At 41.5% G+C, this 15,124-nt stretch carries 12 protein-coding genes; 6 read left to right on the plus strand and 6 right to left on the minus strand.

Translation table 11 applies throughout. The annotated features are described in order from the left end of the window. Positions 1-87: 87 nt before the first annotated feature. The 5 genes from GNIT_RS16250 (at position 88) to GNIT_RS17775 (ending at position 6,039) form a co-directional block, all read left to right on the plus strand. Complete coding sequence (locus tag GNIT_RS16250) at positions 88-1,209, plus strand: CaiB/BaiF CoA transferase family protein (RefSeq protein ID WP_041246483.1); 1,122 nt, start codon at positions 88-90, stop codon at positions 1,207-1,209. Positions 1,210-1,278: 69 nt separating this feature from the next. After that, on the plus strand, positions 1,279-2,082 hold the full coding sequence (locus GNIT_RS16255) for an IclR family transcriptional regulator domain-containing protein (RefSeq protein ID WP_014110396.1): 804 nt from the start codon (positions 1,279-1,281) through the stop codon (positions 2,080-2,082). Positions 2,083-2,281: 199 nt separating this feature from the next. Further along, on the plus strand, positions 2,282-4,507 hold the full coding sequence (locus GNIT_RS16260) for a TonB-dependent receptor (protein WP_014110397.1): 2,226 nt from the start codon (positions 2,282-2,284) through the stop codon (positions 4,505-4,507). Between the two features lie 89 nt (positions 4,508-4,596). Continuing rightward, positions 4,597-5,193: a VOC family protein gene (locus GNIT_RS16265; protein ID WP_014110398.1), complete on the plus strand. Its 597-nt coding sequence runs from the start codon at positions 4,597-4,599 to the stop codon at positions 5,191-5,193. A 15-nt stretch (positions 5,194-5,208) separates the two neighbouring features. Continuing rightward, positions 5,209-6,039, plus strand: coding sequence for an alpha/beta fold hydrolase (locus GNIT_RS17775; RefSeq protein ID WP_014110399.1), 831 nt, complete (start codon positions 5,209-5,211; stop codon positions 6,037-6,039). A gap of 140 nt (positions 6,040-6,179) precedes the next feature. Here the strand turns inward: GNIT_RS17775 and GNIT_RS16275 are convergent, their stop codons facing one another. Next, complete coding sequence (locus GNIT_RS16275) at positions 6,180-7,850, minus strand: acyl-CoA dehydrogenase family protein (protein WP_014110400.1); 1,671 nt, start codon at positions 7,848-7,850, stop codon at positions 6,180-6,182. Positions 7,851-8,120: 270 nt separating this feature from the next. Beyond that, positions 8,121-8,684, minus strand: coding sequence for an HD domain-containing protein (locus tag GNIT_RS16280; RefSeq protein WP_014110401.1), 564 nt, complete (start codon positions 8,682-8,684; stop codon positions 8,121-8,123). 431 nt (positions 8,685-9,115) lie between these two features. Here GNIT_RS16280 and GNIT_RS16285 point away from each other — a divergent pair, with 431 nt between their 5' ends. Continuing rightward, positions 9,116-10,297, plus strand: coding sequence for a serine hydrolase domain-containing protein (locus GNIT_RS16285; protein ID WP_014110402.1), 1,182 nt, complete (start codon positions 9,116-9,118; stop codon positions 10,295-10,297). A gap of 64 nt (positions 10,298-10,361) precedes the next feature. Here the strand turns inward: GNIT_RS16285 and GNIT_RS16290 are convergent, their stop codons facing one another. The 4 genes from GNIT_RS16290 to GNIT_RS16305 form a co-directional block, all read right to left on the minus strand. After that, positions 10,362-11,804, minus strand: coding sequence for a diguanylate cyclase (locus tag GNIT_RS16290; RefSeq protein ID WP_014110403.1), 1,443 nt, complete (start codon positions 11,802-11,804; stop codon positions 10,362-10,364). Positions 11,805-12,146: 342 nt separating this feature from the next. Continuing rightward, positions 12,147-13,784, minus strand: coding sequence for a chaperonin GroEL (groL, locus tag GNIT_RS16295; RefSeq protein ID WP_014110404.1), 1,638 nt, complete (start codon positions 13,782-13,784; stop codon positions 12,147-12,149). Positions 13,785-13,905: 121 nt separating this feature from the next. Next, positions 13,906-14,196, minus strand: a complete 291-nt coding sequence (locus GNIT_RS16300) for a co-chaperone GroES (protein WP_014110405.1) — start codon at positions 14,194-14,196, stop codon at positions 13,906-13,908. Between the two features lie 164 nt (positions 14,197-14,360). Then, positions 14,361-14,984 carry an FxsA family protein gene (locus GNIT_RS16305; protein WP_014110406.1) on the minus strand — a complete coding sequence of 208 codons (624 nt, stop codon included), beginning with the start codon at positions 14,982-14,984 and terminating at the stop codon, positions 14,361-14,363. Positions 14,985-15,124: the final 140 nt, after the last annotated feature.

Consider the following 15,124-nt stretch of genomic DNA (forward strand, 5'->3'; position numbering starts at 1 on the left):
TGTATTCGATTTCCGAAGAGTATAGTATATTCAAAACACAGAGATGTAAAGTTTCAATAAATTCTAGGTTAAGTTGGGGAGCGACAAGTGGCAAGCATATTATCTGATGTTAAAGTTCTAGAGATGGGCACCTTTATTACCGGACCCGCATGCGGTATGTTTTTAGCTGACATGGGAGCTGACGTTATAAAAATTGAACGTCCAGATTCAGGGGATCCCTTTCGAGCATTTAAAGGTGAGCTATATAGTCCCCACTTTCAAACATATAATAGAAACAAACGAAGCATAGAGCTCGATACTAGGCAGCAAAAAGACCTAGAATATTTTGATGAGCTAATAAAAGATGCTGATGTTTTCATCGAAAACTTTAGGCCTGGCGTTGCTAAAAAATTAAATATTGATGCAGAACGTTTGCGAGCTATCAATCCAAAACTTATTTACTGTTCGATTTCTGGGTTTGGTTCTGATGGTCCGGACGCAATGAAGCCCGCTTTTGATACCGTAGCGCAAGCAGCAACTGGATTCTTAAGATTACTACTTAATCCAAAAAACCCGAGAGTTGTTGGCCCAGCGATTGCTGATGCAATAACTGGATTTTACGCTTCGCAAGGTGCACTTGCCGCTTTATATAGCAGAGAAAAAACGGGGCAGGGTAAACTTGTTGAAATTTCAATGTTCGAAGCAATGAGTCATTTTAATCTAGATGATTTCACTCATTATTTTTCTGCAGGTCAAATAATGGGACCGGAGAGCCGGCCAAATGTATCCCAATCTTATGTTTTTGAATGTCAAGACGCCGAATGGATTGCGTTACATATGTCTTCACCCGAGAAGTTTTGGTCTGGTTTAGCTAATGCAGTTGGTGAGCCTGATATGTTATCAAGACCCGAGTTTAGCTCACGGGAATCGAGGATAGACAACTATGATAAAGTACTCGCTCATTTAAAGCCCATCTTTCTCAGCAAGCCTTTGGAGTATTGGTGTAATAGACTAATAGAAATAGAAGTTCCACATTCACCTGTGTATAACTCCAAGGATGCCTTAGAGACACCGCAAGCTAAACACATGCAAATGCTTGTCGAAGCGCCACATCCTGTCTTGGGTAAATACAAAACAGTAAGACCACCTTTACGTTTTGACGGTGAAATAACCACTTCTGTAACTGCTCCGCCTTTACTTGGAGAACATAATGGAGAACGTTTTCGATAATCGAATTTATTGAATTTTTGGTCAATTCTGATAGTTTACCGTCTACAAAAACTTTACTAAGGTAACGTCGTGTCAACAATAGAAAAAGATCCAGAGTATCTGCATACCTTGGAGCGAGGCCTAACGGTGCTTCGAGTATTCGATCAATCTCGACCAGAGATGCAGCTTAGCGAAGTTGCAGTTGCTACGGGGTTAAGCCCCGCGGTGGCTCGAAGATGCTTAAATACTTTGGTTAAGCTTGGTTACGTTGGCAAAGTAGGAAGAAAGTTCTTACTCAAGCCCGAAGTATTAGTATTCGGTTCTGCGTTTTTAGCATCTGCAAGCATCGACACGGTTGTCAGTGAGCATTTGCAAAGGCTTAGAGATGAGACTGGCGATAGTGCTTCTATGACGGTATTATCAGGCTCTGATATCTTATACTTAGCGCATATAACCACGCAGCGTCATATACGCTTGAATGCTGGCATTGGAACTCGATTTCCCGCACACGCTACATCCATGGGTAAAGTGTTATTAGCGCATCAGAAAACCGATACGCTAGAAAACTATTTGGCAACAGCGCAATTAGATAGACTAACCGACCAAACCATTACTAACCCAGACACACTGCGCGATAAACTTAAAATAGTCAGAGAACAAGGATACGCGTCTTCGCTTAACGAATTAGACTATGGTCTTGTTTCAACCGCAGTTCCTATCTTTGATGAGTCGGGAAATATACTAGCCGCTATAAACTGCTCCACGGGTTCCTCGCGGATCGCACAAGAAGAAATGGTGAGAACGAGACTGCCGATTTTACTTAATGCAGCAAGAGATATTCAGTTTTCCTTGAGTAAGTGGCCAATTCTTCGACACGCATTACTCGGCAACTAAGCAAATCAAGTAATTAACAACAAGCACTCAAGAGAGTGCTTTTTTTTGCCCAAAATCCCTCGTCGTTAGATCTGCTAACATTTAATTTAATTCGCATATCGTACTTGACTTCGATAGGCGAAGTATATATTGTTAACGATAAGTTAATGACAGGTGTATCTATTTACCTGCCTCCATCAATAAGACGCAGGAGAAAACTATGAATTCGTCTTTTGAAATATCAGCAATTCGAAAAACAATGCTAGCGGTATCAATATCAGCTGTTTTGAGCGGTGTAGTGTCAGCCCAAGAAGCAACTGTGGAAAAAGATGATTCGTCCACAGCCGATACAAAAGCTGTTGAGCTTATTATGGTAAAGGGTACTCGACGCACCCAAGAACTGCAGGATGCACCTGTCGCTCTAACGGCTTTTACTGCGGAAGATATCGATGGAGCAGGAATTGAAAGACCAGCCGACTTTATCGGCCTGACTCCTAACGTAACGCTAATTGAAACTCAAAATGCTGGGATGGCTTTTATCACCGTCAGGGGGATATCACAAAACCGCGATACGCAACCTTCAGTGGCTGTCATTATTGATGGTGTAGAGCAAACTGATGCAGGGCAGTTTCAACAAGAGCTATTTGATATACAACAAATCGAAGTGCTAAAAGGCCCACAAGGCGGGTTATATGGCAGAAACGCTATTGGTGGCGCGATTGTTATTACTACTAAAGATCCATCAGAAAATGTTGAAGGCAGAGTTAAGGTCGGCATAGATAATGGACCCGGCTACAAGGTAGAGGCAGGCTTAAGTGGTCCAGCGGGAGAAGATTGGGCATACCGAATTTCCGGTTCCTACTATGATACTGATGGTTATATTGAAAATACCTTCTTAAATGAAGAATCGGACCCCCTGCGTGATATATCTCTCCGCGGAAAAGCATTATGGTTCGTAAACGATCAGTTAGAAATTGACTTCCGTGGTTATTACAGCGCGCTAGAAACCCAACCGTTCAATTATAGAATTACGCCTGATGTGAATACCATTTTGGATATTCGTACTAACAATCCAGGTATTAATGATCGCGACTTATATGGTGCCTCCGTTAAAGTTAGTTATGAAACAGCTGACGGCGGTGAATGGACATCCATAACAGCTTGGGACAGAAGTAAAGAATTAATAGCGGGTGATGCTTTTGATTTTCTACCGGTAGAAGAGTCTCTCTTAGTCAGTGTGCTGGGGCTTCCCTTTGACCAAAGTCAAATTTCAAATTTCGGTTCTCGGTCTTGGAGCCAAGAACTTCGTTTTACCTCGTCTGACGATGAAAGATTTAAATACATATACGGGGCTTATATTGTTGATACGGAGCAACTTCAACAAAATGGAGCCCGTGCAGACTTTGGTTTAGGATTTTCTGATCCGCTTGACGGGATCAGCACGGATCCAAATAACTTTCAGCTGAACTTTCTATCGGATGTAAGAAATAACTTTGCTTGGGCATTTTTTGGCAACGCGTCTTATGAAGTTGACGATATGTGGACAGTTGACGCATCTCTTCGTTATGACAAAGACGATAGAGAAAACTTAACCCAAACTCCACAAGCTTTTATACCAAACGTGCCAGGCTTCCCTGTTGGTACAGAGGGAGAAGTTCGTAAGAAAAGTTTTAGTCAACTCCAGCCTAAGTTTACACTTACCTATGAACCCATGGACGAACTCACCCTATATGGTGGCTATAGCGTCGGCTTCCGTTCTGGCGGTTTCAATCAGACCGGTTCTGATGCAATTGCTGGAAGTGCTGGCATAATTGGCATCAAAGAGTTTTATGATGCTGAAACAGCCAAAACATTTGAAGTTGGTGGTAAATTTAAGCTACCTGTGGCGAGTATTAGAGGTGGCTTTGCTCTCTACTCAACAGACAGCGAAAACTCCCCGTTTTTTGTATTTTTACAGGAAAACTCAACTCAAAATATTGGGGTTATTCCAGAAGCTAAGTTTCAAGGATTTGAATTTGAAATGACTGCTAACCCTCTACCCGGTTTGCGTTTCAACGCAGCCCTTGGTTATGTTGATAGCGAGATTAAAGACTTTGGCGACCCTACCGTTATCGGTAATAGAACACCCGCCGTATCGAAGACAACCGTAAACTTGGGTACGCAATATCGAATGGATGTTAACGATGGTATTGACAGTGTGGTTTGGCGAATTGATTATCAGCAGATTGGTAAAACAAATTTCGATATCTACGAGTCTACAGAGCGTGAACCTGTTAACTTAGTGAATGCCAGAGTTACATATGAAGCAGAAAATTGGACCTTAGCGTTATGGGCGAACAACCTGACGGATGAGCAATATAATTCAGAATGGTCCCCCGGCGGTTTTATCTATAGAGCGCGCCCGCGAGTTTATGGCTTAACCTATACTTATAATTTTGACCTGTAATTAATGCTTGTATATTTATCGTCAATAAGTTTAACGTCGATAAATTAAAATTTACGATACGAATTTGGTAATGATCTTGGAGAATAATTATGTCTTTAGCTTTATGGAACAAATCGGATACACCGATTCAAACTTTAAGAGCAACGCAACGCACTAGGCAGAACGCCAATTCTGTTCTGAAGCTTCACCACCACGCTTTTAAGTGTAAGAATGCAGAAGAAACCAGAGTTTTTTACGAAGATATACTCAAAATGCCTTTGGTGTGCGCTATTGTTGAACCCTCAGACCCAATCACAGGTGCTGAAACACCGTATGCTCATCTTTATTTTGAATTAGCAGATGGTAGCTGGTTAGCGTTTTTTGATTTTCCGTCTAAGTACGAAGAACTAGAATGCGGTTTTGATAAGACTGATGTATGGACTCACCATATCGCTCTTGAAGTTCCTGACGAAGCTACGTTGATTGCGCATCGAAAAAATTTGGATGACCATGGCATCGAATATATGAATATCGATCATGAATACTGCAATTCCGTCTATTTTTTTGACCCAAATGGTCTTGTTGTTGAATTTACTCACAATGTAGATGAAACCGAACGATACTTTCACGATAAAGCGCGCGATGTAAAACAGGATATGGAACATTGGTTAAAAGTCAGAGCTGAGCATTATCCTGAAAAAGCATAGTAGGCATAAGTAAACATGGCATTCTCTAAAGTGCACACTGTTAAAAGTATTGATGGTGTTAACCTTGCCGTAACTGAAACAGGGAATCCGAATGGATTCCCTGTTTTACTTCTGCATGGCACCTGCTGTAGCCATCATATTTGGAAGTCGCAACTGCATAGCGCTGCATTAGCTAATGCATGCAGAATTATTGCGCCTGACTTACGAGGCCATGGAGACTCCGATAAACCCAACGATAGCCTCTCATATGCACAATCACAGTTTTGGGCTGACGATTTAAAAAGTATCTTAGATTATTTTGGGCTAGAACATGTTGTTGTCGTCGCTTGGTCATATGGCGGCCGAGTAATTAACGATTACCTTTTGTGCTATGGACAAGATAAAATTGCGGGCATCAATTTTATTGCTGCCGGCACTCTATCTATAAATTCCGTTAAGGGCCCGAAGTATGAACTTTTAGCTCAACTTTTCAGTGACAGCCCCTCAGTGCGACAAGAAGCTGAGACACAATTTGCCACAGAATTATGCGGTGGAAATGAGTCCACGGTATTCTTTAATCAAGTGATAGAAGACATACAAAAAACCAGTTTCAATACTCGCGTTTCGATGCGAGATAGGGAAATGAATTATGAAAATGTGCTTGCAGACCTTTCGATACCAGTGTTGTTAACACACGGAAAGAAAGACGACTATTCTCTTCCGTTATTAACCGAATTACTCAGTGCGCATATACCTAACTCCGTTGTATCTTGGTATGACGAAGAAGGCCATTTACCTTTTTTGACATGCCCGACACGCTTTAATGAGGAATTATTAGCATTTGTGCTAAAGGCATCCACATTGTAAAAATGAGTATTTGTTGGTTTTTATCTGGTAAAACGGAAACGCTCACTTACAAAGCTAGCCTTTCCATAACGATTGCGCTGCGTGTTATTGCTGAATCGTAGATCCCGGATTGATATTGAATGCACTTTAACTTACTTGAATTAAGCCGTATTTGTGTTTAGTTTAGGTTTTGCTCTCGCTATTATTTCTGCAACATTCACAGAGGTATCGAGTGTTCCATACATATGACCACCTGAATCGCTTAGTCGTGATTTAATAAAACTGTTAGCGATAAGCGTATCACCATACAAAAGCAAAGTGGCTGCTTGCCAAGCCAATGCCATTTTTTCGACTATCCGGCGCGCTCTAAATTCTAAATCTTTCTTGTTACTTAACGATGCTTCAAGCTTGATAAAATAATCATCATATAATTCATTTATATTTCTAGCTTGCCCTAATTCTTGGATAAACGCTTTAACGGCTAAAGGCTCTTTTTGCAGAGTCCGTAGCACATCTAAACACTGCACATTACCTGAGCCCTCCCAAATAGCGTTAACGGGTGATTCGGTATACAGTCTAGCTAACACGTTGTCGGCAATTAATGCAACAGCACCAATCGACTCCATGCATTCATAGGTGTGTTGAGGAGCCCGCTTGCAAATCCAATACTTTCCTATTGCCGTTCCAATTCTAACAAAGTCATGTTCATCATCGTCTAATGCTTTTGCCATTCTCATCGAAATAGCGAGGGCAGCTTCTGCCTCAATGGCTAAGTCTGCTAAAACGTTTTGCATAAGAGGTTGTTCATGAAGGTTTTTACCAAAAACGCTGCGCTCACCAGTGTGATGTAGAGCTTGCTGTATAGCCAAAGACATAATAGAAGACGAGCCCACCATGCAGTCAAAACGCGTCATCGAAACCATGTCTAATATGGTATTGATACCACGGCCTTGTTCACCAACGAGCCAAGCAAAAGCACCTCTAAACTCAACCTCTGATGATGCATTGGAGACATTGGCAATTTTATTTTTTAGTCGTTGAATATGCATTGGGTTTTTAGTGCCATCAGGCTTCCAACGCGGCAATAAAAAGCAGCTCAATCCGATTTCTGTATAAGCTAATACAAAAAATGCATCACACATTGGTGCAGAACAAAACCATTTATGGCCAACAATTTCAAAGGTAGCCACGCCTTGGTCTTCACCAATCTGCACCGCACGTGTTGTATTAGCTCTAACATCCGAACCACCTTGCTTTTCGGTCATCGCCATACCTATTGTTAGGCCCGACTTTTCATAAAAAGGAATATTTCGAGGGTCATAAGTAGTACTTGTGATTTTAGAAAGCCATTCTTTGGCCAAGGTAGGTTGGTGCTTTATTGCAGGCACTGCAGCAAATGTCATCGTTAATGGACAACCGCTTCCTGGATCTGCTTGAGTATGCAAGAATTCTAATCCCGCTCGCACCACATGCGCCCCTTTTTTATCATTAGTCCAAGGCAAAGAATGGTGTTCAGCACTTATCGCCTCGTGCATCAAGCTGTGGTAAGAAGGATGGAACGTAACTAAATCGACGCGATGGCCAAACCGGTTGTGTGAAACAAATTCTGGTTTATGTTTATTTGCTTCAAAGCCGTCAGAAAGTAATTTTCCTCCGACTAACTCACCATATTTTGATAATTTTTCTTTGCCCCAGCTACCACCAAATTTATCAATCCACTGTTGTAATACTTGATCACTTTCGTAGGCGTTATAGTTTTCTAATGGGCTGGCTTGATTGGTGACCTCATGGGTATCTGAAATGGTAGGAGAGAAAGTTGATTGTTTGGCCATGGTAAACCTTGTTGATACATAAATTAAATCATTGATAATTGAGTAGCATGGCGTTTTTTTATGTTTTAAGTTACGCCTCGTGATTCAATATAAGTGACAGATTATTTTTATACAAGGACAGCTTCCCTGTTACAAACCACAAACGGAGCCCCACCCATTAATATGGCAACAACCACAGTCTCTGCAATTTCATTCTTTGTTGCGCCAGTTTGCTAGGCATCGTGTACATGAAGAGAAATAAACGCGTGATGGATTACCCAACTTGTAAATCTATCCCAATGACATTGGTTGATCGTGAACCACTTTACGAACCAATGGGATGAAACTTTCCAGACTGTCTACTTCAAAGTTAGGATCAAATCCCTCTGCATCCCATTCATCAACGAGCTTTACTGCTAGCTCGTACCAGGGCTCATCTTTATACTTTAAGCGAAGGTCAGTTGGCGCGCCCAAATAGGCGTAATAGTGCTCACCCTGAAAATCTTGGTGATGCTTTAACACATAATAACAATCGTCAGATACATAAGGGCGAAACATTTCTGCAGCAATTGCGCCATGGTTAGGTACGTTTATGGTTTTAGCAATATCATGACACAACGCAACGACAATTTGCTCATCGGTCGCGCCCGCTCTTCGAGCCAATGTTGCCGTCATCAATGCATGGTGAAGCTGATCACATGCAAAGCCTAACGTTACACCGTCCAATTGCTGCAACATCGCAATGAATCGGTCGGCTGTTTTCGTAAAATCGAGTTTGTGCGCCGCTGCGATCTTCATCCAATCGTCTTTCGTTCCGTCTTGCATTCTTGTGAATGATGCCGATGGTGTATTCATATTTTGCCGCCTTTAAACTTTTATACCCGAGTGCTTAAATCACATACAAGATTCAAATAGTCATTGCGATTTGTTCCCAACTAACAACTCAATCAAAGCTGTACAGTCGTATTGAAAGCGCGCGGGGAATTGAAGTTGACTAAATTGAGAGTAAAAAGAATAAACGACATTCTTGTTCTATTCAACGAGTATTGATTTTGATGCGGATAAAGCTGAATTTAGTCAGCTTAATTTACTGACCAGTATAATGTTTAACTAACAAGGGTTCGGTAGGCGAACATTTTATTATTCTTCATCGCTTATCGATGATAGATTTAGATAATGAAGGCAGCTTGTTTATAATCGAATTATAGGTCCCTAAAGCTGCAGCCATTTTCAACGGCGCCCTTTGTCGCTGAATTTAAATTACTAGCTTCTTTAAAAGGAATCTCATGCGCTTAATCCAATCTGCTATTACCTCAAGCTTCATTGCAATATTTCTCTCAAGCAGCGCATATGCAATGCAAGCTAAAGAGACTAGCGACAAAGCCTATTTCCCCGAAACCAATCAATGGCAAACAAAGCCTTCTGAGGCATTGGGTTTTGATCAGAGCAAGCTAAACGAAGCCATTAACTTTGCCAAAAGCAATGAGTACAGTGGTTCAAGAGACTTGCGTATTGCCATTTTAAAAGGCTTTGAACGAGAGCCTTTTCATGAAGTTTTAGGACCGACTAAAAAACGAGGCGGCCCGACGGGATTGATTATTAAAAATGGATACATTGCGGCACAGTGGGGCAATCCTGAGCGAGTAGATATGACGTTCAGTGTTACCAAAAGCTACTTGTCGACAATAGCCGGATTAGCAGTAGACAAACAGTTGATTAAGAACGTGTCTGATCCCGTTGCTAATTATGTTTGGTCCGGTGAGTTTGAAGGTCGTCACAATAGTAAAGTGACTTGGGAACATTTATTGAATCAGTCTTCGGATTGGTCGGGTGATTTGTTTGGTATCAAAGATTGGGCAGACCGTCCGCCTCGTGAGGGCGATATAGACGATTGGAAAAATCGAGCGTTAAACGAACCCGGTACCGTGATGGAATATAACGATGTACGCGTTAATTTATTAGCGTACTCTTTATTGCAAACGTGGCGTAAACCATTACCCATGGTGCTTAAAGAAAACCTGATGGATGCTATAGGTGCTTCAACTACTTGGCGCTGGTTCGGATATGACCACGCTTGGGTTACTGTAGACGGCATGCAAATGAAATCTGTTACCGGAGGCGGTCACAGTGGTGGCGGGATATTTGTAAATACTGTAGACCAAGCTAGATTCGGTTTATTGTTTGCACGTGACGGTCAATGGGATGGCCAACAAATCATTTCTTCTGAATGGATTACTCGGGCAACCCAGTCGTCACCGGCTAATGAGAGCTACGGCTATATGTGGTGGCTCAATAAAGGGCCGCGAAAGTGGGAGCAAGTTGCTGATGAGTCTATTTATTATGCAGCGGGATTTGGCGGTAATTTTGTGGTTATCGACAAACAGCACGACATGGTTATTGTGACGCGTTGGTTAGAGCCTAATAAGATTGGTGAGTTTGTAGACTTAGTTCTACAGAGTGTTAAATAAGCTTACTCATCAGCAGTGCGCGTCTGAACTCATGCCATTGCAACAAGGTATTGCCGAAGTTTTCCTAAGCTAATTCTTTAATACAGTTTCGGCCTTCATTTTTTGCTTGATAAAGCGCGGTATCGGCGCGTTCAATCCAAGACTCAATGCTATCGCCTATTTTATGTTGAGACATGCCAATGCTGATCGTTAGTTGAATATCCGCTTCAAAGGATTGTTGCTCAACTGCCTTCATGAGTCTTTTAGCGAAGGACAGAGACTGTGTTTTATTTGCTTCAGGCAGTAATACTATAAATTCTTCGCCTCCCCACCTTGCCGCAATATCGCCAGCACGCAAAGCTGCTGTCAAAACGCCAGCAAATTCCTTTAACACTTTATCGCCGGTCATATGTCCATGTTGATCGTTAATTTTTTTAAAGAAATCGAGATCAACCATCATAATGACAGAATTGATTTGCTCTCTCGAGAGACGAGCGAATTGTGTTTTTAACGCAGACATAAAATAGTGACGATTGTAAAGCGCGGTTAAATCATCATGAAAAGACACGTACTCTAGATTTTTGTTTGCGCTTGTTAGTGCTTGTTTAACCTGCTCAAGCTCTTCATTTTTGTTACTTAGTACGGTCATTACTTTCGCGGAAACAACATAGCGCCACAAAAGCATCAAGATAATGAGGCTGCCGCCTGCAAGGAAATAATAAAGCAGTGTATAGTCCGTTTCCTTAATGACTTGAACGTTACTCCACCTGTATAGGGTTTCATTATGCTGAGCGGTCGTGATTTTATCAATCGCCTGATTAAAGATAGGCACCAAAGCCTCGTTAGGCTTGGTAAAACCAATGCGCAATTTATCTTGGATAGAAATCCAACCATTTATTCTAAGAGATGTGAGCTCGAGTTGCTGTATGAGTAAATTTGTGGAGTACAAAGAGCCAACATAGACATCGAGAACTCCTTGTTCGACTGCTACGAGGCCCGCCTCTTCAGAAGGCACTACTTGAATGTTAACGCCCGGATAATACAGCGGTATTTCTTCTAGCAATCGATAACCAGAAACCACACCTAAACTCAAATCACCTATAGCGCTGACATCTTGCATAAACGGGATATCATTTTTGCTCACTAGCACATTGGGACCAAAAAAGTAAGGAAGGGTAAAGCTCAGGTATTTTTCGCGCTCGGCTGAGCTGTTCAACATCAACGTAAGATCGCAATCTCCAGCTTTGAGTCTGTCGGTCGTATCTTTCCAAGATTTTGTTGGCAGTATATTAAATGAGTAGGGTGTTAGTTCGGAAAACAAGCTTAAATAATCGCTGGCTATACCTGTGTGCTTCCCATCTATTAACCCCTCAAAAGGCATCCAGTCTGGATCGACGCACAAGTTTAAGGTGTTCGCATCGCTCTGCTGGGCTGAAGCACTGAAAGTCATCGATAAAGAAACAATTAAGGCTAGGCCGATAATTATAGGCATTACGAACTGGCTAAACTGCCTTAATGAAAGCTTCATACGTTGAATCGATAACCTTTTTATATTTTGAGTTACGCTCGCACACTGAGCGATAATTCAACAATAATTGGTGATAAAATAAACTATAAGGCTATTCTATGCAACAGGCCATGTTATTATTAATTTTAACGATTGCTACCGAAAGTTCATTGCAGGTATATATTGAGAAAAATCATTTTTTTTGTGTTGAACAATCTTTATGTTTTCTTGACTTCACTACGAACAATTAAGCACAAAAAAAGCACTAAGCGATTAAACTTAGTGCCTCGATTACTATAATTTTTGAAGTGTACTTAGATTTTAATCTATTAATTTATAAGTAACTTAAAAATATATTTTGGCTTACATCATGCCGCCCATTCCACCCATACCGCCCATATCAGGCATAGCAGGAGCATCTTCTTTCGGCGCTTCAGCAACCATTGCTTCGGTTGTGATCATTAAGCTAGCAATTGATGCTGCAAACTGTAATGCAGAACGAGCTACTTTAGTTGGGTCAAGAATACCCATCTCTAGCATGTCACCGTATGTGTCATTTGCAGCGTTGTAACCGAAGTTACCTTCACCATTTTTAACAGCATTAGTAACAACAGAAGCTTCAGCACCAGCGTTAGATGCGATTTGACGTAAAGGAGCTTCCATCGCACGTAGTGCGAGTTTAATACCTAAGGTTTGGTCTTCGTTATCGCCAGTTAGATTAACCAACGCAGCTGCAGCACGAACTAATGCAACACCACCACCAGGCACAACACCTTCTTCTACGGCTGCGCGTGTTGCATGAAGTGCATCTTCAACGCGTGCTTTTTTCTCTTTCATTTCAACTTCAGTCGCTGCACCTACTTTAATTACCGCAACACCGCCTGCTAATTTAGCTAAACGCTCTTGAAGCTTTTCTTTGTCGTAGTCTGAAGACGAATCTTCAATTTGTGCACGAATTTGGTTACAACGACCTTCGATGCTTTCTTGATCGCCAGCACCGTCAACAATCGTTGTATTATCTTTAGTGATCACAACACGTTTTGCTGTACCTAAGTCTTCAAGCTGAACTTTTTCAAGCTCTAAGCCGATTTCTTCAGAAATAACCGTACCGCCAGTTAGTGTAGCGATGTCTTGCAGCATTGCTTTACGACGGTCGCCAAAGCCAGGTGCCTTAACAGCAGCAATTTTAACGATTCCGCGCATGTTGTTAACAACTAAAGTTGCTAGCGCTTCGCCTTCAACGTCTTCAGCAATCAGAAGCAATGGCTTAGATGCTTTCGCTACAGCTTCAAGCGTAGGCAACAACTCACGAATGTTGGTGACTTTTTTGTCTACTAATAGAATATACGGTGCATCAAGTTCTACCGTACCGTTCTCTTGGTTGTTCATGAAGTAAGGAGAGAGGTAACCGCGGTCAAACTGCATACCTTCAACAACGTCTAATTCGTTATGAAGTGCTTGGCCTTCTTCAACGGTAATAACGCCTTCTTTGCCGACTTTTTCCATTGCTTCAGCAATGATTTGACCAACAATTTCGTCAGAGTTAGCAGAAATAGTACCTACTTGTGCAATTGCTTTACTGTCAGCACATTCTGTAGAAAGCTTTTTGAGCTCTGCAACAGCTGCGATAACCGCTTTGTCGATGCCGCGCTTAAGATCCATTGGGTTCATACCAGCAGCAACTGATTTCAAACCTTCTACTACGATAGCTTGCGCTAAAACAGTGGCTGTTGTTGTGCCGTCACCAGCTTCGTCATTTGCTTTAGACGCAACTTCTTTTACCATCTGTGCGCCCATGTTTTCGAATCTATCTTCTAATTCGATTTCTTTCGCAACTGACACACCATCTTTAGTAATGGTTGGAGAACCAAAAGACTTTTCTAAAATAACGTTACGACCTTTTGGGCCTAAAGTAACTTTAACTGCATTTGCTAGAATGTTTACGCCATTTAGCATTTTATTGCGAGCATCAATACCGAAACGTACTTCTTTTGCTGCCATGATTAATTTCCTCTAAATTTATTGCTATCAACTGTTTGTTTTAGTCGGGACAAAACTCACCGGAACAAACAGTTCGAATTAAACGTTAATAATTAAAACTGGACTATTGTGCAGTGATTTCTTATTCAACAATTGCCAAAATATCGCTTTCGCTAAGGATAAGAACTTCTTCGCCGTCTAATTTTTCAGTTTTTACGCCGTAGCCGTCACTAAAGATGACCATGTCACCTACCTTTACGTCTAGTGCTTTAACGTCGCCGTTGTCTAAAACGCGACCATTGCCCACTGCAATTACTTTGCCGCGAGTTGATTTTTCAGCAGCGGAACCCGTTAATACGATGCCACCGGCTGATTTACTTTCTTGCTCTTCGCGTTTAATGATGACGCGGTCGTGTAAAGGACGAATTGCCATTTTCAAATCTCCTGAAAATTCCAATGTTTTGGTTTAAGTGAAACAACTACTTATTACTGAATAAGCAGCCGCGATTTTTTAGCAGCTTTGCTGCTATTAGTATCTGGATTGCGTGTAAAATGGGGTTGTCCCTAAATAACTCAAGGGCTTTTTATAAAAAAATATCAATTTGGACGATTTTTTTCTTCATCGCTCTCTGCTGTATCTTTTTTACTTTGCGTATTTGAAGAAGATATAGACTCAGGCTCCTCAGATTTTCTGTCATCTTTACTATCAATAGCGGGTGTTTCCTCGCTTGTTTTTGATGCATTGGTTCTATCTTCATACTCGGCATCAAATACACTGCCATCGTCGTTATTTTGAGTAAATCCTGAGGAAGTATTAGCATTGAAGCCCTGCTGATGAAATGTAAACCCGCCTTGTACATTGCCCGACTTCATAAATGACTTAACCAAAGCTGCAGCAATGGGTGCGCGGGTGAAGGGGATAGTAAAAAGTAAGCCGACAATGTCTGTGATAAAACCGGGAGTGACTAGCAGCACACCTGCTACCAGTAACAATAAGCCTTCACTGAGTTCTTTCCCCGGCAGTTGACCTTCTGCCATTTTCAGTTGCACATCACGCAGCGTATTCGCGCCCTCCCTGCGCACAAAATAAGCGCCGAAAAAAGCGGTGATAAGCACTATTGCGAAAGTATTCCAGCCACCAATATTGTCACTCACATTCAGCAGCAACATAATCTCGAGAATAGGCAGTATTGCAAAAAGTAAAAATAAGCGACCAAACATGCCGTCTCCTAGTGTCTTAAGTAGTGTCTTAAGTTTCTTTTAATAAACTTCTAATATCATTACTATGTTTGGGCTAACGAGCTTATTTCAAGAGTAAGTCGATTTGCTCTGTACAACGAGTAAAAATAGTCAAACGTATA

It is taken from the genome of Glaciecola nitratireducens FR1064, from assembly GCF_000226565.1.
Taxonomy (GTDB): Bacteria; Pseudomonadota; Gammaproteobacteria; order Enterobacterales; family Alteromonadaceae; genus Glaciecola; species Glaciecola nitratireducens.